Source organism: Geodermatophilus sp. SYSU D00710 (assembly GCF_054050195.1).
In genome coordinates, this window is record NZ_JBJGYX010000006.1 from 1 (window position 1) to 17,940 (window position 17,940).

19 protein-coding genes and 1 pseudogene are annotated in these 17,940 nt (G+C 78.2%); 13 read left to right on the top strand and 7 right to left on the bottom strand.

Going from position 1 to position 17,940, the window contains the following annotated elements; all coding sequences use genetic code 11:
* Window positions 1-162: 162 nt before the first annotated feature.
* Window positions 163-927, bottom strand: a complete 765-nt coding sequence (locus ACI78U_RS04050; protein WP_456874006.1) for a class I SAM-dependent methyltransferase — start codon at window positions 925-927, stop codon at window positions 163-165.
* Window positions 928-974: 47 nt separating this feature from the next.
* Between ACI78U_RS04050 and ACI78U_RS04055 the strand changes: the two genes are divergently transcribed.
* Window positions 975-2,204, top strand: a complete 1,230-nt coding sequence (locus tag ACI78U_RS04055) for an Nramp family divalent metal transporter (RefSeq protein WP_456874007.1) — start codon at window positions 975-977, stop codon at window positions 2,202-2,204.
* Between the two features lie 233 nt (window positions 2,205-2,437).
* Here the strand turns inward: ACI78U_RS04055 and ACI78U_RS04060 are convergent.
* A pseudogene (locus ACI78U_RS04060) lies at window positions 2,438-3,187 on the bottom strand (proline racemase family protein); the annotation flags it as partial.
* Window positions 3,188-3,327: 140 nt separating this feature from the next.
* On the opposite strand from ACI78U_RS04060, the gene ACI78U_RS04065 reads away from it, so the two are divergent.
* The gene (locus tag ACI78U_RS04065) at window positions 3,328-3,864 is read left to right on the top strand and encodes a flavodoxin family protein (protein WP_456874008.1); all 537 of its coding nucleotides are present in this window, start codon (window positions 3,328-3,330) and stop codon (window positions 3,862-3,864) included.
* A 56-nt stretch (window positions 3,865-3,920) separates the two neighbouring features.
* Here the strand turns inward: ACI78U_RS04065 and ACI78U_RS04070 are convergent, their stop codons facing one another.
* Window positions 3,921-5,504: a DUF4389 domain-containing protein gene (locus ACI78U_RS04070; RefSeq protein WP_456874009.1), complete on the bottom strand. Its 1,584-nt coding sequence runs from the start codon at window positions 5,502-5,504 to the stop codon at window positions 3,921-3,923.
* Window positions 5,505-5,714: 210 nt separating this feature from the next.
* Here ACI78U_RS04070 and ACI78U_RS04075 point away from each other — a divergent pair, with 210 nt between their 5' ends.
* The 3 genes from ACI78U_RS04075 to ACI78U_RS04085 are packed head-to-tail and all read left to right on the top strand — an operon-like array spanning window position 5,715 to window position 8,250.
* Window positions 5,715-6,788, top strand: coding sequence for an Acg family FMN-binding oxidoreductase (locus ACI78U_RS04075; RefSeq protein WP_456874010.1), 1,074 nt, complete (start codon window positions 5,715-5,717; stop codon window positions 6,786-6,788).
* A complete protein-coding gene (locus ACI78U_RS04080; RefSeq protein ID WP_456874011.1) occupies window positions 6,785-7,675 on the top strand; it encodes a universal stress protein in 891 nt (296 codons plus the stop codon). The genes ACI78U_RS04075 and ACI78U_RS04080 overlap by 4 nt, the downstream gene beginning before the upstream one ends.
* Window positions 7,672-8,250, top strand: coding sequence for an Rv1733c family protein (locus ACI78U_RS04085; RefSeq protein WP_456874012.1), 579 nt, complete (start codon window positions 7,672-7,674; stop codon window positions 8,248-8,250). Before ACI78U_RS04080 ends, ACI78U_RS04085 begins: the two co-directional genes overlap by 4 nt.
* A 75-nt stretch (window positions 8,251-8,325) precedes the next feature.
* Here ACI78U_RS04085 and ACI78U_RS04090 read toward each other — a convergent pair whose 3' ends face one another.
* Both ACI78U_RS04090 and ACI78U_RS04095 read right to left on the bottom strand, forming a co-directional pair.
* Entirely contained in the window at window positions 8,326-8,616 is a 291-nt protein-coding gene (locus ACI78U_RS04090) for a hypothetical protein (RefSeq protein ID WP_456874013.1), read from the bottom strand.
* Between the two features lie 104 nt (window positions 8,617-8,720).
* On the bottom strand, window positions 8,721-9,719 hold the full coding sequence (locus ACI78U_RS04095) for a zinc-dependent alcohol dehydrogenase family protein (RefSeq protein ID WP_456874014.1): 999 nt from the start codon (window positions 9,717-9,719) through the stop codon (window positions 8,721-8,723).
* Between the two features lie 252 nt (window positions 9,720-9,971).
* Between ACI78U_RS04095 and ACI78U_RS04100 the strand changes: the two genes are divergently transcribed.
* Genes ACI78U_RS04100 through ACI78U_RS04115 form a run of 4 tightly spaced genes read left to right on the top strand, consistent with a single transcriptional unit; the run spans window position 9,972 to window position 12,571 of the window.
* Entirely contained in the window at window positions 9,972-10,658 is a 687-nt protein-coding gene (locus tag ACI78U_RS04100) for a CBS domain-containing protein (RefSeq protein ID WP_456874015.1), read from the top strand.
* The gene (locus tag ACI78U_RS04105) at window positions 10,655-11,572 is read left to right on the top strand and encodes a universal stress protein (protein ID WP_456874016.1); all 918 of its coding nucleotides are present in this window, start codon (window positions 10,655-10,657) and stop codon (window positions 11,570-11,572) included. Before ACI78U_RS04100 ends, ACI78U_RS04105 begins: the two co-directional genes overlap by 4 nt.
* Window positions 11,569-12,135 carry a flavodoxin domain-containing protein gene (locus ACI78U_RS04110; protein ID WP_456874017.1) on the top strand — a complete coding sequence of 189 codons (567 nt, stop codon included), beginning with the start codon at window positions 11,569-11,571 and terminating at the stop codon, window positions 12,133-12,135. Before ACI78U_RS04105 ends, ACI78U_RS04110 begins: the two co-directional genes overlap by 4 nt.
* Before the next feature lie 40 nt (window positions 12,136-12,175).
* Window positions 12,176-12,571 carry a VOC family protein gene (locus tag ACI78U_RS04115; RefSeq protein ID WP_456874018.1) on the top strand — a complete coding sequence of 132 codons (396 nt, stop codon included), beginning with the start codon at window positions 12,176-12,178 and terminating at the stop codon, window positions 12,569-12,571.
* 6 nt (window positions 12,572-12,577) lie between these two features.
* Here ACI78U_RS04115 and ACI78U_RS04120 read toward each other — a convergent pair whose 3' ends face one another.
* Window positions 12,578-13,060, bottom strand: coding sequence for a universal stress protein (locus ACI78U_RS04120; protein ID WP_456874019.1), 483 nt, complete (start codon window positions 13,058-13,060; stop codon window positions 12,578-12,580).
* Window positions 13,061-13,267: 207 nt separating this feature from the next.
* Between ACI78U_RS04120 and ACI78U_RS04125 the strand changes: the two genes are divergently transcribed.
* On the top strand, window positions 13,268-13,693 hold the full coding sequence (locus tag ACI78U_RS04125; protein ID WP_456874020.1) for a pyridoxamine 5'-phosphate oxidase family protein: 426 nt from the start codon (window positions 13,268-13,270) through the stop codon (window positions 13,691-13,693).
* Between the two features lie 103 nt (window positions 13,694-13,796).
* On the top strand, window positions 13,797-15,506 hold the full coding sequence (locus ACI78U_RS04130) for a GAF domain-containing protein (RefSeq protein ID WP_456874021.1): 1,710 nt from the start codon (window positions 13,797-13,799) through the stop codon (window positions 15,504-15,506).
* A 19-nt stretch (window positions 15,507-15,525) separates the two neighbouring features.
* On the opposite strand, the gene ACI78U_RS04135 is transcribed toward ACI78U_RS04130, so the two are convergent.
* Window positions 15,526-16,197: a response regulator gene (locus tag ACI78U_RS04135; RefSeq protein WP_456874022.1), complete on the bottom strand. Its 672-nt coding sequence runs from the start codon at window positions 16,195-16,197 to the stop codon at window positions 15,526-15,528.
* Window positions 16,198-16,393: 196 nt separating this feature from the next.
* Here ACI78U_RS04135 and ACI78U_RS04140 point away from each other — a divergent pair, with 196 nt between their 5' ends.
* Window positions 16,394-16,969: a flavodoxin domain-containing protein gene (locus tag ACI78U_RS04140; RefSeq protein WP_456874023.1), complete on the top strand. Its 576-nt coding sequence runs from the start codon at window positions 16,394-16,396 to the stop codon at window positions 16,967-16,969.
* Window positions 16,966-17,940 (top strand): hypothetical protein, encoded by a 975-nt coding sequence (locus ACI78U_RS04145; protein WP_456874024.1) that lies wholly within the window; start codon window positions 16,966-16,968, stop codon window positions 17,938-17,940. Before ACI78U_RS04140 ends, ACI78U_RS04145 begins: the two co-directional genes overlap by 4 nt.

Sequence of the window (17,940 nt, forward strand, 5' to 3'; positions counted from 1 at the left end):
CCCCCCCCCCCCCCCCCCCCCCCCCCCCCCCCCCCCCCCCCCCCCCCCCCCCCCCCCCCCCCCCCCCCCCCCCCCCCCCCCCCCCCCCCCCCCCCGGGCCCGGCTGACCCGGCTGGGCATCGAGTCCAACGGGGAGTTCTGCCGGAGCTTCCTCAGGACCCGCTACGCGGGCGCCGGCACGGGCTGAGTCGGTGCACCCGGCAGTTCCCCGGTGGTGCGGGCGACGAGCACCCGGAACAGGTTGCACAGCCGGTAGCCGCCGTCGGGGGTCCGGTACGGCTCCAGCCGTCGCAGCACGGCCGCGCGCACGGCGGCCGGCCCCGCCCGGCGTGCCGCCGCACGCCCCAGGGACGAGTGCAGCAGCGGCCCCAGCAGCTCGCCGTCGTCCCGGTAGTCGAACGGGCACACCACCTCGAGCACCCGCTCGACCGTCAGGCCCGCCTCCACCGCCACCGCCCGCAACCGGGCAGGGTCGGTGACCGGCGTGCCACCGGGAGCGAGCCGGTGGGGGCCCAGCCACGGGTGGAGCGCCTCGCCGAGGACCCGGACGTCGCACTCGTGCTCGCGGCCCCAGACGGTCGCGGCCACCACGTCGCCCACCCGCCGCGCCCCGCTGAGCACCGCGACCGGGTCGGCGACGTGGCCGAGCACCTGCACCGCGGTCACCACGTCGAACGGCCCGGCCGGCGGCTGCTCGGCGTCCCCCACGGCGAAGGCCGCGCCCGGCACCTCCGCCGCCGCCCGCGCGACCGCCGCCGGGTCGGTGTCGATCCCGGTCACGCGCGCGCCGCGTCCGGCGGCGGCGCGGGCGAAGAGTCCCGCGCCGCACCCGAGGTCGAGCAGGCGGGTACCGGGCCCGACCCCGGTCGCGTCGAGCACGGCGGTGTACAGGGGTGCCCCCCACCCGCGCGGGCCCGCGCCGCTCACCCCGCCGACCCTAGCCACGCCGGTCCCGGGGACGGGGTGAGACGACGGTGCTGGAGAAGGAGGCCGCGGTCCGGGCCACGCGCCGACGCCGGCTCGCGCTGTTCGGCCCGGCGTTCGTCGCCGCCATCGCCTACGTCGACCCCGGCAACTTCGCCACCAACGTCTCCGCCGGGGCGCAGTACGGCTACCTGCTGCTGTGGGTGATCGTCTCGGCCAACCTCATGGCGATGTTCGTGCAGAGCCTGTCGGCGAAGCTGGGGCTGGCGACCGGGGCGAGCCTGCCGCAGAACTGCCGCCGGCAGTACCGCCGTCCGGTCGTGCTCGGGCTGTGGGTGCAGGCGGAGCTGGTGGCCATGGCCACCGACCTCGCCGAGGTGGTCGGCGGGGCGATCGCGCTGCACCTGCTGTTCGGGGTGGACCTGTTCACCGGCGGCGTGATCACCAGCGCGGTGGCCTTCCTCCTGCTGGCGCTGCAGACCCGTGGCGACCGGCGGTTCATCGGGGCGATCACCGCCTTCTTCGGCGTGATCCTGGTGGCCTTCCTGCTGCTGCTCCTGCAGGTGGACGTCGAGCCGGCCGCCGCGGCCGGCGGGCTCGTACCGGGCTTCGACGGCGTCGGCAGCCTCGTCCTGGCCACCGGCATCCTCGGCGCGACGGTCATGCCGCACGCGATCTACCTGCACTCGGCCCTGGTCCCCGGGACGACGCAGGCGGTCACCGCGCGGCAGAAGCGGCGAGCGCTGCGCGCCCAGCGGATCGACGTCATGTCGGCGATGAGCCTCGCCGGCCTGGTCAACGCCGCCATGCTGGTCGTGGCCGCCGCCCTGTTCGCCGGCTCCTCGCTGGCCGGCACCGACACCCTCGAGGGCGCGCACGCGGGGTTCGCGACGGCGCTCGACGGGTCGGCGGCGCTGTTGTTCGCCCTGGCGCTGCTCGCCTCCGGCTTCGCGTCGGCCAGCGTGGGTACCTACGCCGGGCAGGTGATCATGGAGGGGTTCCTGCAGCGGCGGATCCCGCTGTTCGCCCGGCGTGCGCTCACGATGGCCCCGGCCCTCGCCGTCCTGGCCCTGGGCGTCGAGCCGACCAGTGCGCTGGTGGTCTCCCAGGTGGTCCTGTCGTTCGGGATCCCCTTCGCCCTGGTGCCGCTGGTGCTGCTCACCCGGCGCCGGGACGTGATGGGCGAGCTGGCGAACCGTCCGTCGACCACGGTGTGGGCCGCGCTGGTCGCCGCGGTCGTCATCACCCTCAACGCGGTGCTGCTGGTGCTCCTGGTGTGACCGGCGTCGCCGGAACCGGGCGCCCACGGGGCAGCCGCGTCGAGGAGCCTCACCGCGGCACGAACCCGGGGACCAGCGGGTCGTGCGGGTCGACGCAGAACACGTGCTCCCCGGTCCGGTGGGCCGTGCCGGTGACCGCGGGGCGACGGCGGGCGCCCGCCGGCGTCGACCCGGTCGAGCACCGCCAGCCGGGCGCACGTGCCCGAGCCGCACGGGGAGCGGTCGACCTCGCCGTCGGCGAAGACGGTGACGTCGCGCTGGCGGACCTCCCCCTCGGCGTCCCCCAGCTCGTCGGACCAGATGGTCCCGTAGACCCCGTCCTGCCGGGGGTCGTCCGGGTGCAGGGCGTGCTCGCTGTCGCTGAGAGCCCGCTCCACCTCGCGTCCCAGGGCGATGAGCGCACCGAGGTGCTCCGCGGTGACCGACAGGCCCAGCGCGGCGGCCGGCAGCGTCGCGGAGATCGCCCCGCCGTAGGCGACGGTCACGGCCACCTCGCCGCGGGAGGTGGTCACCGGCACGTCGGTGGCGACCACCCAGCTGGGCACGTCGACGACGTCGACCGCGGTCACCCGGCCGTCCCGCCGGTGCACCCGGGCGGTCACCCGGCCCGAGGGCACGGCGACGACGACGTCGGTGCTGCCGGTGTCCGGGGCGGCGACCCGTCCGGTGTCGACGGCCCACACGCCGAGCGCGATGGTGCCGTGGCCGCAGGCGGTCGAGAAGTTGTCCTCGTGCCAGAACGGGACGCCGAGGTGGGCGCCGTCGTCGTCCGGGGGCACGAGGAAGCCGCCGTACACGTCGGCGTGCCCGCGCGGCTCCGAGCAGAGCACCGCCCGCAGCAGCTGCACCTCGGGGTCGGTGATCGCCCGCGCCCGCCGCTCGGCGACCGCCGTCCCCGGGATGGGCACCGGTGGGTCGGCCACGATCCGGAACGGCTCGCCGCCCGTGTGGTAGTCCGTGGTCGCGATCGTCGCCGGCAGCACACCGGCACCCTGCCACGCCCCCGGCGCCCGACAGCGACCTCCGTCCCGGTCCGCCCGGGCCCTCCGCCCGTGCCGGCAGGACCACGGCCGTCCCTAGCGTCGGCGCCGTCGAGCACCCGACTCAGAGGGAGGAAGCGCACGTGACCCGTGCCCTGGTGGTCTACGAGTCCCTGTTCGGGGACGCCCGCACGATCGCGCAGGCGATCGCCGCCGGGCTGTCGGAGTCGGTGCCCGCCGACGCCGTGGCCGCGGCGGAGGCGCCGGCCGAGATCGGGCCCGACGTGGCCCTGCTCGTCGTCGGCGGTCCCAACCACGCCTTCGGCATGCCCCGCCCGTCGACCCGCGGCAGCGCGGTGTCCGACCACGGTGCCGTCGTCCCCGACACCGCGACCGGCCTGCGCGAGTGGCTCGAGGCGGTGCGGGCGCCGGCCGGCGGGGTGCGCGCCGCGGCGTTCGACACCCGTCTCGACGGCCACAAGGTGATCACGCGCATGGACCACGCGTCGCGCACCGAGGAGAAGCTGCTCGGCCGGCTGGGCGCCGAGGTGGTCGCCCCCGCCGAGCACTTCTCGGTCGCCGGCACCACCGGGCCCCTGGTCGAGGGCGAGGAGGAGCGCGCCCGCGGGTGGGGCCGCAGCCTGGCCGCGCTCCTGGCCGCCGGGACCCGCGGCCGGTAGCCGCTCACGACGACGCCCCCGCTGCGAGGTCGCGGCGGGGGCGTCGTGGCGTGCGGTCAGGTCCCCGACCGCCCGGTCACCGGCAGGTCGGGCTCGGTGCCGCGCGGGCTGGGCACCGGCGGCCGGCCGGTCACCGGGACCGGCCCGGACGGCGGCAGCGGCCGCGCCGCGTGCACGGCCAGACCGATCAGCAGCCCGCCGACCACCAGCAGCACCACGCCGATCCCGAGCAGCCCGACGGAGAACCAGGTGAGCCCGGGCAGCGTGGCACCGGCCCGGGCGACGGCCGCCACCCCGGCGTCGCCGTCGGCCCGCATGAGCACGACCGTCCAGTTCCCCTCGTCGGGACGCCAGTCGAGCACCTGGGTGCCGCTGCCGCTGGCCTCGGCGGTCCAGATGCCGGCCTCACCCGGCGGGACGGCGGGCGCCCCGCCCGGCACGTCGTCGATCACCCACGTCCGGTCGTCCCAGATCCCCCAGCCCGGGTCCAGCTCCTCCGCCGTCGCGTGCCCCACGTCGCGCAGGTACCGGTCGACGTCGGCGGTCGGGGCCACGCCGAGGAACAGCTCGACGTCCGGGTCGTCGGGGGTCACCGTCAGGCGCGCCGTCCCGAGCAGCTCGTCGACCACCCAGTCGAGGCCGTCGCCCTCGAACACCATCCCCTCGGTCGTCACCGCGTAGCGGCCGGTGTCCACCGACGCGGCGGGCATGAGCAGCACGCCGTCGGCGTCGCGCTCGGCCCGGTCGGCCCACAGCAGTGTGCTGCCGGCGACCAGCGGACCGGTCGCGGTGAGCACCAGCGCCGACCCGAGGACGACCGCCGTGACCCTCCCCGCGGTCCACCGGCCCTCTGCGGACGGCGCGGCGGGCACCGGCGTCGGCGGGGTGCCGGCCGGAGGCGGACCGGCGGGCAGCGGCGCGGCGGGCACCGACCCGGGGTCCGTGCCGCCCAGGTCCAGCCGGAACGGCGGGTAGGCGTCGGTCAGCAGCAGCGCGTAGGCGGTCACGCGCCAGGCCCAGCGGTCCATGCCGAGCACGAAGTCGTAGATCGGGACGGGGTAGCGCCCGCGGAACAGCAGGACCACCCCGGCGACGAAGACCAGCAGGGCGACCAGGCCACCGAAGGCCCAGCCGTCGTCCCCGACGCGGTCCCCGTCCCAGGACCCCGTGCCCAGCCAGACGCCGCCACCGACGAACACCGCCAGCACGACGTAGTGCGGCAGCGCCAGCAGCCACCACTTCACCAGCACCAGCCCACGGGAGAGCCGCTCGGGGTAGGGCACGTCGAGACGCGCCGGGTGGCCGGGGACGTCGGCGAGGGTGAACGGCGGGTAGCGGTCGGTGCCCAGCGCCATGTAGCCGTAGTGCTGCACCCGCCAGGTCCAGCGCAGCACGCCGACGGTGAAGTCGAACAGCGGCCGCGGATACCGCCCGGTGACCAGGACGGCGAAGAACGCCACGACGGTGACGACGACGACCGCCACCCACAGGAACGCCAGCACCACGTAGTGCGGCACCAGCAGCAGCCACTTGACCAGCCACAGCCAGCGCGACAGCCGCGCGTCCAGCAGCCCGTCGACGCGCACCGGGTAGGGCGGCCGGCTCCCCGCCGGGGCCGTCGGCGACACGTGCTCGCTCACGGCACACCTCCTCCTGCCGCCGCGGCGTCCCGGGGCGTCTTCCCGGCGCGAGCGGCCGACCCGAGCGTCGCCTCCCGGGCCGCCTCCGGACACGGCCGAAAGCGGCGGACACCGGGGACGTTGGTCGCTGCCACGGGTGACCGCAGGCCCCGGGACGCGGTTCCTCGGACGGACGACGCTCGGGGCACCACCGCCCGGAGGAGTCGCACCATGACCCGCCGCACCGCCGCCCCCAGGTCGCTGCCGCTGCTCGAGGCGGCCGCCGACGCCGCCGTCCTGGCGCCCTCGGTGCACAACACCCAGCCCTGGCGGATCCGGCTGCACCCCGACCGGCTCGAGCTCTTCGCCGACCGCTCCCGGCAGCTGACGACCCTCGACCCCGCCGGCCGCGCCCTGGCCCAGAGCGTCGGCGCCGCGCTGCTCAACGCCCGGGTGGCGCTGGCCGCCGCCGGCACCGCCGTCCGGGTCGACCGGCTGCCCGACCCCGCCGATCCCGAGTTGATGGCGGTGCTGCGCCCGGTCGCCGGCCCGCCCGACGCCGCCCTCGCCGCGCTCGCCCCGGCCGTGCGCCGGCGCCGCACCAACCGCCGCCGCTACGCCCCCGAGCGGCTCCCCGAGGACCTGCTCCGGGTGCTGGTCGCCGCGGCCGCCGCCGAGGAGACCGTCCTGGTCCCGGTCAGCCACGAGGACCACGTGCACCTGCTCGCCCGCCTGGTCCAGCAGGCCGACCGCATCCAGAACGCCGACCCCGCCTACCGCGCCGAGCTGCGCCGGTGGACCAACCGCGAGCCGGGCACCGGCGACGGCGTGCCCACCAGCGCCGTCCCGCACGTCGACGGACGCCAGCACGACCAGCTGCCCGTCCGCGACTTCGACACCACCGGCGCCGGCCTGCTCCCGCCGGACACCGGCTCCGGCACCGAGCAGACACTGGTCGTGCTCGCCACCCACCGCGACGACCCATTGGCCTGGCTGCGCTGCGGAGAGGCCCTCGAGCGGGTGCTGCTGGAGCTCACCGCCCGCGGCTGGGTCGCCGGCCCGCTCACCCAGGCCGTCGAGGTCCCCGTCTCCCGCACCCAGCTGCGCTCGGCGCTCACCTGGGACGCCCACCCGCAGTCGGTGCTGCGCATCGGCCGGGCACCGGCCACCTCACCGACCCCCCGCCGTCCCCGCGGCACGGTGGTCGCGAACAGCGCCTCCCCCGTCGAGCGCCCGGCCCGCGGCCGGCCCGGTCCGCCGACCCGCCCGGTCCCCGACGGCCGCGGGGGGACGACGTGGGTGTGACCGCCCGCCTGCCGGCGGTCGTGGCCGGGGTCGACGGCACCCGCGGCGATCGGCACGTGGCGCTCGCCGCGGCGGACGACGCACACCGCGAACTGCGCCCCCTGGTCCTCGTCACGGCGGTCGAGCAGGCCCCCGACGCGGGACGCGCCCACCACGGCCCCTGGTCCCGGGCGCTCGCCCACCTCGACGCGCTCCGCCGTGACCTCGCGACCCGGGTCCCGGCGCTCCCCGTGCGGACGGTCGTGCGCGACGGCCCTCCGGCCCGGGTGCTGCGGGACGAGGCCGCGGCCACGGCCACGATCGTCGTCGGCACGGGGGTCGGTCCCGACGGCCTGGGTCCGGTCACCCGGGCACTGGTGACGACGTCGGACTGCCCGGTGTCCGTGGTCGTGCCCCCGGGCGTCCCCGGAGGTCCGGTCGTGGTGGCCGGGGTGGACGGGACCGCCGGCACCACCGCCGTGCTCGCCGCGGCGGCCCTCCAGGCGGGCACGCGCGGCGCCTCGCTGCACGTCGTCCACGCCTGTCGCGCGGACGGTCTGCGACGGGACGTGGACGGTGTCCTCGCCGAGCCGTGGGCGCCGGTCACCGCGGCCGTCACCGCGGCCGGGCGGCGGCTCGTCGAGGCGCACGTGGCCCGCGCCCGCGACGGGTGGCCGGGGATCCCGGTGTCGGTCGACGTCCGGGCCGGAGACCCGGCCAGGGTGCTGGTGGACCGCTGCCTGGATGCGGGGCTGCTGGTGGTCGGCCGCCCGCGCTCCGCGGCCGGGACCGCGCTCGTCGAGGCCGTCACCACCCGGGCCCGGTGCCCCGTGCTGGTCGTCCCGCCGGCCCCACCCGACCGCCACCGCGCCGCCCGGCGGCCGGCCGGCATCGCCCTGCCCCGGTGAGCGCGACCCCGGGTCCGGTCGTGGCCCGGCTGCGGCGTGGCACGGGACGCGCCGCCCGCCCGGACGACCGGCTCGAACTGGTCTCCCTGCTGCTGTGCGCGCTGCTCGCCGTGCTCGCCGTGCCGGTGGGGCTCACCGTGGCCACCACGGTCGGCACCGACGTCGCCGCCGAGGTCCGGCAGCAGCAGGAGGAGCGCCACCGCGTGCCGGCCGTGCTGCTGGCCGACGCGCAGCCGGTGCCCGGCGTGGGCGCGGGCGCCCCGGCGGCCTGGACCGGGCCGGACGGCAGCGATCGCGAGGGCGAGGTGCCCGTCCCGGCGGGGACCCGTGCCGGGGAGACGGTGTCCATCTGGGTCGAGCCCGACGGGCGCCGCACCCGCCCGCCGCTGTCCCCGGCCGGCGCACGGGTGACGACGGCGGTGGCCGGCACCGTCACCGCCGTGCTCGTCGCCGCGGCCGCCGTCACGCTGCACGTCGCCGTCCGCGCCCTCCTCGACCGCTTCCGGCTGCGCCGCTGGGCGCGCGAGTGGACCGAGGTCGAGCCGGTCTGGGCGAGCCGGTTCCGGCTCCGCTGACCCCGGCCGCGCCGACCCCGGGCCGGTACGGCGGAGGGGCCGGGACGCGCCGCGTCCCGGCCCCTCCGCCGTCGGTCAGGACCGGCCGAGCAGCCGGCGCCACCAGGACCGCCGGGGCGGCGCGGACCCCGTCGGCGGGACCGGTCCGGCCGGCTCCCGCTGCGCCCGTGACGCTCCCTTGCCGGACCCCGCGGGACGCCCGCGCTCGGAGGCGCGGGCGTGGCTCAGGTAGTCCTGGACGGCCTGCGGGTCGGGGCGGTGACCGCGGGCGGCGACGTCGTGCCGGGCCTCCCACTGCGCGATCAGCTTCTCGTCCTCGGACATCTCGCGGCGCGGGTGCTCGCCGGCGGCGTCGGGCGCGGTCATGTCGGGGTCCTCCTGGAGGGGTGCGGTCGTTCCGGTCCTACGCTCTCCCGGCCGGGGCCGCCACCGCAGGGGGCGAGGGTCCCGCGGACCGGGACCTACGGCCCTCACGCGTGCAGGACGGCGGCGCCGGCGAAGCGGCCGTGCGCGAGGTCGGCGAGGGCCCGCGGCGCGTCCTCGAGGTCGTAGGCGGTGGTCGTCGCCCGCACGCCCAGCCGGCCGGCGAGGGTGAGGAACTCCTCGGCGTCGCGCCGGGTGTTCGCGGTGACGCTGCGCAGCCGTCGCTCCTGGAACAGCGCCTCGGCGTAGGACAGGGCCGGCACGTCGGACAGCCAGATCCCGGCGACGGCGAGGGTCCCGCCCCGGTCGAGGGCCCGCAGCGCCCCGGGCACCAGCTCGCCCGCGGGTGCGAACAGGACCGCGCCGTCGAGGGGCTCGGGCGGGGCGTCGATGGCGTCGCCGACCGAGTCCACCCCCAGCTCCCGCGCCAGCCGGCGGTTGGCCGCCCCGCGGGTGAGCACGTGCACCCGCAGCCCCTGGGCGAGCGCGACCTGCGCGGTGAGGTGCGCGCTGCCGCCGAAGCCGTAGATCCCGAGCCGGCCGCCCGGCGGCACCTCGGCGCAGCGCAGCGCGCGGTAGCCGATGATCCCGGCGCACAGCAGGGGCGCGGCCTGCTCGTCGTCGAGTCCCTCGGGCAGCCGGTGGGCGAAGCGCTCGTCGACCAGGCAGGCGTCGGCGTAGCCGCCGTCGAGGTCCCAGCCGGTGAACCGGGGGTCGGTGCACAGGTTCTCGTCCCCGCGGCGGCAGAACCGGCAGGAGCCGTCGGTGCGGCCCAGCCACGGGACGCCGACCCGGTCGTCGACGGCGAAGCGGGTCGCCCCGGGACCGAGCGCGTCGACCCGCCCGACCACCTCGTGCCCGGGGACGACACCGGGCCGCCGCGGCGGGAGGTCGCCCTCGGCCAGGTGCAGGTCGGTGCGGCACACCCCGCAGCAGGTGACCGCGACCCGCACCTGCCCCGGGCCGGGGTCGGGGAGCTCCCGATCGACCCGGTCGAGCGGGCCGTCGTCGGCCGGCGCCGGCGTGCCGACCACCCAGGCGCGCACGGTCCGGCTCAGGCCGGCGCGGGCGGAGGGTCGCCGCGGTGCTGCTGCCGGGCCGTGTCCATCGGCGGTCCTCACGTCGGGCCCGGACCGGTGCCGGGCGGCACCCCCCACCGTCCGCCGGACCGCGCCCCGCGGACCGGAGGCGAGGGGCCTCCCGTCCCGGGACCTCCGTCCCCCGCGACGACGTCGGCCGACCCTGGGCGGGCCCGTCCGGCCGACCTAGCGTCCGGGACACCGACCGGAGGAGGAGCCGTGCAGGTGCGAGACGTCATGACCCGCGACGTGGTGACGGTGGGCCCGCACACCGCGGTGCGGTACGCCGCGGAGGTGATGGCCGGGCGGGGCTTCGCCGCCCTGCCGGTGGTCGAGGACGACGACCGGCTCGTCGGCGTCGTCGCGGAGGCCGACGTGCTGCGGGACCGGCTGCCCGCCGACCCGCGCCTGCACCTGCGCCGGGACGGCGGCGGTGGCGGAGAGCCGCCGCCCGGCCTGGTGCGGGACGTGATGACCCGACGGGTGCGGTCGGTCGACGTCACCGCCGACGTCGCCGACGTCGCGCGGCTCTTCGTCGACCAGGGGCTGCGCAGCGTCCCGGTGACCGACGGCGGCCGGCTGGCCGGCATCGTCAGCCGCCGCGACCTGCTGCGGACGCTGGTGCGCCCGGACGACGACGTCCGGGACGAGCTGCTGCAGCTGGTGGAGGGCTACACCGGGGAGCTCGACGCCTGGCAGGTCGCCGTCACCGACGGGGTGGCGACCGTCCAGCGGCTGCGCGGCGAGCCGGAGGGACCGGAGGGCACCGAGGAGCGGGCGCTGACCGAGCTGGCCCGGACCGTCGGCGGCGTCGTGGCCGTCCGCGTGCTGCCGGCCGGCGCCGACCCGACCGGCACCGACCCGGCCCGCACGAGGGCGGCGACGTCCCCGGGGAGCCGGCCGTGACCCGGCCCCGGGCCGAGCGGGCCGTCGTCGTCGGGATCGACGGGTCCGACGCCGCGCGGGAGGCGGTCGCGGTCGCCGTCGAGGAGGCCGCCCGTCGCGGCTGCGCGCTGCGCCTGGTCCACGCGCTGCTCTGGTCGGCGGCCGCGCCCCCGTCGCCGGGCACGGACGACCCCGGGTTCCCGGACACCGGCGGCCTGCTGCGCGCGGCCGCCGAGTCGGCGCTGCGCACGGCGGCCGGGGACGCCGCGGAGGTGCTCGGAGCCGACCGCGTCAGCTGGGCGGTGGTGCCCGGGGACGCGGCCGACGTCCTGGCCCGCGCGGCCGGCGGCGCCGAGCTGCTCGTCCTGGGCAGCCGGGGGGTGGGCGGTGTCTCGGGCCTGCTGCTCGGGTCGACCGCCGCGGCGGTCCTCGCGGCACCGCCGTGCCCGGTGCTGCTGCTCCCGGAGCCGACGGCCGTGGCGGTCCGGCCGCGGACCACGGTCGTCGCGGCGGTGGCCGGCGGGCCCGCCGACGACGCCGTGCTCGCCTTCGCGTTCGCCGAGGCCGCGATGCGGGCGACGGACCTGCTCGCCGTGCACGCCTGGCAGGACGTCGCGCTGGAGACCGCGCTGCTGTCGACCCGCCCGCACGCCGACTGGGCCGGCGTCCTCGCCGACGAGCAGCGCGTGCTGGCCGAGGCGCTCGCCGGCTGGCGGGACAAGGAGCCCGACGTCCCCGTCCGCGAGGCCGTGGTCCGCGACCGCCCGGCCCGCGCCCTGCTCGCGGCGGCGCTGACGGCGGAACTGCTCGTCGTCGGCGCCCGGCCGCACCGGCTCCCGGCCCGGCTGCGGTCGACCACCCACGCGGTGGTGCACCGGCCGCCCTGCCCGGTCGCGGTGGTGCCGACGACCGACACCCCGGGCGGCCGGCGGTGACCGGCCGCCGCGTCCTGGTGGCCGTCGCCAGCCGCCACGGCTCGACGGCCGAGATCGCCGGGGTGCTCGCCGAGGAGATCGCGGGCTGCCCGGCCGGGCGCGGGGCCGGGCTGAGCGCGGCCGCCGTGCCGGTCGAGTCCCGCCCCGACCCGGCGCTCTGGGACGCAGTGGTGCTGGGCAGCGCCGTGTACGCGGGCCGCTGGCTCGGACCGGCCCACGACCTGGCCGTCCACTCCGTGGCGGAGCTGCGCCGACGGCCGGTGTGGCTGTTCTCCAGCGGGCCGATCGGCGCGCCGCCGTTCCCGCCGGACGAGCCCCACGACGTCGCCACGCTGACCGATCTCCTCCCGCTGCGCGGGAGCCGCGTCTTCCCGGGCCGGCTGGACCCGGGCCGACTGAGCTTCGGCGAGCGGGCGATGGCGACCGCGATGCGGGCGCCGGTCGGCGACTTCCGGGACTGGGAGGCCGTCCGCGGGTGGGCCCGCGAGATCGCCGGCGCCCTGGCTGTCGAGGAACCGGCTCCGCGGCCCCCGCGGCGGGAACCCGCGGGCCCCCGGAGCTGACGGGGCCGGGACGGTCGGTGGTCGTGGCTAGCCTCCGGCCATGCCCGAGCAGGTCACGCCCTTCCTGATGTTCACCGGCGACGCCGAGCGCGCCATCGAGCTCTACACGTCGCTGTTCGACGACGCGCGCGTCCTGAGCCTCACGCGGTGGGGGCCGGGCGGCCAGGGCGCGGAGGGGACGGTGGAGCAGGCCACCTTCTCCATCGCCGGTCAGGTGTTCCGCTGCTTCGACAGCCCCCCGGTGCACGACTTCGGCTTCACGCCGTCCTTCTCGATCTTCGTCGACGTCGCGTCGGCCGACGAGCTCGACCGGCTGTTCGCCGGCCTCTCCGACGGCGGCACGGTCCTGATGCCGGTGGACGGGTACGGCTTCAGCCGCCGCTTCGGCTGGGTGAACGACCGCTTCGGGGTGTCCTGGCAGCTGAACCTCGCCTAGGGCGGGTCAGACCAGCGGCTGTCCGGCGCCCTCCATGCGCGGGGTGGTGCCCGACCGCACCACGGTGACCGGGCAGGCGGCCTCGCGCAGCACGGCCTGCGCGAGCGACCCGAGCCGGCCGAGCGCGCCGCCCCAGCCGCGGACCCCGACCACCAGCATCTCCGCGCCGCGGGAAGCGGCCACCACCGCCTCCGCCGGCGCCGCGTGCACCGCGCGGCAGGTGACAGTGGTGCCCTCGGGCACGCGGGCCGCGGCGACGTCGTGGGCCAGCGCCTGCTCCACGGCCTTCTCGTAGTCGGACATCGGCGGCACGTAGCCGGGCTCCCAGGTGGCCGGCCGGGGCGCGGTCGGGATGCTCCACGCCCGCACCACCGTGAGCGGCAGGCCGGCCCGCGCGGCCAGCCGCCCGGCCCACGCCAGCGCCTCCCGGGCGCAGGCCGAGCCGTCGACCCCGACCACGATGCCGCTCTGCTGCGCCGTCGTCTCCACGCCATGCCCTCCTCACGACCGATCCCGTCCGCCCGACCCTCCCACGTCGGGCGGGTCTCAGGGGCAGGGTCCGAGGTCCCCAGAACCAGGGCCGCGACGGGCCGCCCGGCCCACCGATCCGGGACCGAGGTCCCTGACGGCGCCGGGCGCACCGCTGGGACCGTGAGCGCGCAGGCGTCCGGCCGAGCGGCGCGGGGAGGAACGAGCGTGACCAGCCACCGGCAGCACCTGAGCGACGACGAGTGCCGGCGGCTGGTCGCCGGAGCCCGCGTCGGGCACCTGGCCTTCACGAAGGACGCCCTCCCGGCCGTGGTGCCGGTCCGGTACGTCGTCGACGGGGACCGGCTCGCCGTCCCGGCGCGCCCCGGGGACGACCACCTGCTCCCCCACCGCGGTGGCGTGGTGGTGCTGTGCGTGGACCAGTTCGACGGCGAGCACGGGTGGGCGGTCTCCGTCGTCGGTCCCGCCCGCACCGTCACCGACCCGGCCGCCGTCGGCGCGTGGGACGCCGTGGGGTGGCCCGGCGACCCGGTGCCGGGGGACGGCCGCGGCTACGTGGTGCTGCAGGCGACGGTGGTGCGCGGCTGGCGGACCCTGCCGGTCGCCGCGCCCGCCACGCGCCGTCCCGCGTGACCGATCCGGACCTGCCTGTTCCGGCACACCGGAGGGCCTACACCCGCGGACGCCGACGTGCCAGGCTGGGTGGACGCCTCACCGCCGGCCAGCAGGGACCACGATGAGCTCCACCGGTACCGCGCGCGGCTCCGATCCGGCCGCCGAGTCCTCCCTCGCGGGCATGCGCCTGACCGAGCTCATCGGCGAGGTGCAGGACCGGCTGGCCGCCGTGGCGCGCAACCAGGCCCGGGTCCAGCAGCTGCTGGACGCCTTCCTCTCCGTGTCCACCGGGCTGGACCTGGAGACGACGCTGCGGCGGATCGTCGAGACCGCCTGCGACCTGGTCGACGCCCGCTACGGCGCGCTCGGGGTGCTGTCCCCGCACGGCGGTCTCGCCGCGTTCATCCACGTGGGCATCGACCCCGAGCAGGCGGCCGCCATGGGCTCGCTGCCCGAGGGCAAGGGCGTGCTCGGCCAGCTGATCACCGAGCCCTACCCCCTGCGGATCAGCGACCTGGGCGCGCACCCGGCGTCGGTCGGCTTCCCACCCGGGCACCCGCAGATGCGCAGCTTCCTGGGCGTCCCGGTCCTCGTCCGGGGGACGGTGTTCGGCAACCTCTACATGACCGAGAAGCGGCACGGGGAGTTCACCGCCGAGGACGAGGCCGTGCTCACCGCGCTGGCGGGCGCCGCGGGGGTCGCCGTCGACAACGCCCGGCTGTACGAGGAGGCCGAGCAGCGGCGCCGGTGGGCCACGGCCCTCTCCGACGTGCGGGCCGCCCTGCTCGACCCCGACGCCGCCGGGCAGGCGCCGCGGCTGATCGCCGAGCGGGTGGCCGCCCTGACCGGCGCCGAGGCCGCGTGGATCGTGGTCGGCCCGGACGCCGGTTCCTGCTACCAGGTGGACGTGCAGGTCGGCGACGGGCTGGAGGACCTCACCGGCCGCCGGCTGGACACGGCCACCAGTCCCGTCCTGGACGCCGTGTCCCGGTCCGAGGGGATCGTGACGCTCGACATGGCCGGTGTGGCCTATGACGGGCCCAACGCGCACGTCGACTGGGGACCGTGCCTCGCCGTCCCCCTGCGGTCGACCCACGCCGAGCCGGCGGTGGTGATCGCGGCCCGGCGGGCCGGCTCGCCGGCGTTCGACCCGTCGGTGGCGGCCCTGGTCGGGGCGTTCGCCGACCAGACGGCGATCGCCCTCGACCTCGCCGCCCAGCAGCGGCTGGCGCGGCAGCTCGACGTCTACGAGGACCGCGACCGCATCGCCCGCGACCTGCACGACCACGTCATCCAGCGGGTGTTCGCCGCGGGCCTCGGCCTGCAGTCGGTGCTGCCGCGGGTGGGCGACCCGCAGGCGCAGCGCCGGATCCGCGAGGTGGTCGCCCAGCTCGACGAGACCGTCCGCGACATCCGCACGAGCATCTTCGACCTGCACACCACCGACCCCTCCGAGGAGGCGGGCCTGCGCCGGCGCGTCCTGGACACGGTGGCGGGCACCGCCGGCGAGCTGGAGTCCACGGTCCGCACCTCGGGCGCGGTCGACTCCCTCGTCACCGGGGACCTGGCCACCGACGTCGTGGCCGTGGCCCGGGAGGCGGTGAGCAACGCCGCCCGCCACTCCGGCGCCCGGCACGTGACCGTCACCGTCGACGTCGGCGACGAGGTGGTGCTCGAGGTGGTCGACGACGGCCGGGGCATCGACGCCCGCGCCGCCCGCAGCGGGCTGCGCAACCTGGAGGAGCGGGCCACCCGCCGGGGTGGCGGCCTCGCCGTCGAGGCGCTCACCGACGGCGGTACCCGGCTGCGGTGGTGGGCCCCGCTGACCTGAGCGGGCCGACCGGGCCCGGTCAGTCGCGGCGGGGCGCGGCCGACCGCAGCTCGGTGGCCAGCACCGCGGCCTGGGTGCGCCGCTCGAGCCCCAGCTTGGCCAGCAGGTGGGACACGTAGTTCTTCACCGTCTTCTCGGCCAGGAACATGCGCTCACCGATCTGCCGGTTGGTCAGCCCCTCGCCGATCAGCTGCAGCACCGTGCGCTCCTGCTCGCTGAGCCTGGCCAGCGGCCCCGCGGGCTCCGCCGCCCGGCGCATCCGCTCGAGCACCGCGGTGGTGGCCGCGGGGTCGAGCAGCGAGCCACCCGCGGCCACGGTGCGGACCGCGCCCACCAGGTCGGCGCCCAGGATCTGCTTGAGCAGGTAGCCCGAGGCGCCGGCCATGATCGCCTCGAACAGCGCCTCGTCGTCGCTGTAGCTGGTCAGCATGATCACGCGCAGGTCGGGCATCCGGCTGCGGAGCTCGCGGCAGACGGCCACGCCGTCGCCGTCGGGCAGCCGGACGTCGAGGACGGCGACGTCGGGCTTGAGCGCCGGCACCCGGGCCATCGCCTCCGCGGCGTTCTTCGCCTCCCCGACGATGCTGATGCCCGGGTCGCTCCCGAGCACGTCGGCCACCCCGCGGCGCACCAGCTCGTGGTCGTCGAGCAGGAACACCCGGATGGGGGCCTGCTGCCCGTCGTCGGCCACCCGCCACCTCCCCGTCCGCCGTTCCCGGCACCCGGCCGCCGCCGTCCGGCGGGCCTGCCCAGAGGCTAGGTGGCCACCCGGCCCGGGCGCGCGGGGTCGAAGGTCCCGGGCCGGAGTGACCCGCGCGCCCTCAGGCCCGCCGCGGACGGGCCCTCCGGCCCTGCCCGCTCCCCGGGCACGGCGGCACGGTCTCCCCATGGACGACACCTCCCTCCGGGTCCTGCTCGCCTACGCGACCGCCGGCGGGTCCACCCGCGGCGTGGCCGAGCGGGTGGCCGCACGACTCACCGAGGCGGGACACACCGTGGACCTGCGACCCGCCGGCCCGGACGTCGACCCCACCGGGTACGACGCCGTCGTGGTGGGCAGCGCCGTCCACGACATGGCGTGGCTGCCCGACGCCCGGGACCTGCTGGCGCGCCTGGTCGCGGCGAGCGCTCCCCCGCCGGTCTGGTGCTTCAGCGTCGCGGGCATCGTCCCGCGCGGCGCGGTCACCCGGTGGCTCGCCCGGCAGGAGCTCGCCCGCATCGGGCAGGGCCTGCCCCGCGGCCTCCGGGCCCGGTCCCACCGGCTCTTCGCCGGGGTCGTGTACGTCGAGGGCGTGCCGCTCTGGGGCCGGCTGTTCTACCGCGCCGTCGGGCAGCACCCCGGCGACCACCGCGACTGGGCGGCGATCGACCGGTGGGCACGGGAGGTGGCCACCGAGCTCACCGCCGTCGGCGGGGGCCTGCCGGCGACCGGCGACGCCGGCCTGTGGCGCGACCCGAGGTGACCCGGGCTCCCCTGAGTGCGGCCGCCGCCTCCGGGCTGGTCGGCGCCGCCGTCGCCCGCCGGCTGGCCCCGGCGACGGCGGTCCTCGCGGTCGCGGTCGCGGGCCTCGCCGTCCTCGGGCCGCTGCCGGCCGGTGGCACCGAGCTGGTCTGCCTGGTCGCCGTCGCGCCGCTGACCCTGCTGGCCGCGGTGCTGGTCCGCCGGCGCTCCCCCGCCGGGCCGCTGTTGGCCCTCGGCACCTCGCTCGCGGCCGGGTACCTGACCGCCGGGTACCTGGTCGCCGGGCTCGTCCGGGGCCCCGACGGCGGTGGCACCCCCGGCCACGACGCGGCGCCCGTGCCGCTGTCGGGAGCCGTGCTGGCGCTCTGCGCCACCGTGGCCCTCCTCTCCTGGTGGGCGGTGCCGCCGGCGACCGCGGCCTTCGACCGGCGCAGCCGCCGGCTCATCGGCGTCCTGCTGCTGGCCGCCGTCGTCCCGGCCGTCGCCGGCCCGTACCTGCCGGCCTGGCCGGCGGCCGTCCCGGGCGCCCCGACCGCGGACCACCTCGACGGGCCCGCGCTCCGGTGGGCGGTGGCCCTCGCGGACCTCGTCCTGCTGCTGCCCGCCGCGGCGGCGACCGGAGCGGGCCTGCTGCGCGGGGCGCGGTGGGCGGGCCCGGCCGCGTTCGCCGTCTCCGGCTGCCTGGCGCTGGTCGGCGCGGCGGAGGCGGCGACGACCTGGTCGGCGGTGCTGTACGGGGACGCCGGCGCGACGGCGGGCACCGCGCTGACGACGACGGCGGTCGCCGCCGTCACCGCCACGCCGGCCCTGCTGTGCTGGACGGCCGTCGTGCGCACCCGCCGCCAGCACTGGGCGGTCCCCGGTCCGCGCCGCGAGGTCGGCGTCGTCCCGCCCGCCCGGCCGGCCACCCGGGGCGGCACGGCCGGCATCCCGGTGCCCCGCGCCGGGGACGGCCGGCGGGGCCTGCCGTGA